This is a genomic window from Leisingera sp. ANG-DT, assembly GCF_000813785.1.
In the GTDB taxonomy this organism is placed as follows: Bacteria; Pseudomonadota; Alphaproteobacteria; order Rhodobacterales; family Rhodobacteraceae; genus Leisingera.
The window spans coordinates 1,445-1,698 of record NZ_JWLE01000068.1 but is presented as its reverse complement, the minus strand read 5'-3'; the positions used below and the strand labels follow the sequence as shown (position 1 = coordinate 1,698).

The window sequence follows — 254 nt, the reverse complement described above, 5'->3', positions numbered from 1 at the left end:
GCTGGTGCAGGAGGAGCTGCAAACAGGTGGGGCGGCGGTTGCAGAGGCGCCCGCGGACCCGGTGCAGGACGCGGAGACGGCAATGTACCAGGCGGCGCAGGGGGATGGCAGCAAGGCGGCTTATGAGGCTTACCTGATGGCTTACCCTGAGGGGCAGTTCGCTGAAATGGCCGCGGCTGAGGTTGCGGCGCTGGCGGCAGGCACCGGGCAGGACCCTGCGGCGGGCGGTGACGCGCCGGCTGTGGTGCCGGAGG

At 71.3% G+C, this 254-nt stretch carries 1 pseudogene; it reads left to right on the top strand.

The annotated features are described in order from the left end of the window. Window positions 1–254: pseudogene (locus tag RA21_RS22940) on the top strand (caspase family protein); the annotation flags it as partial.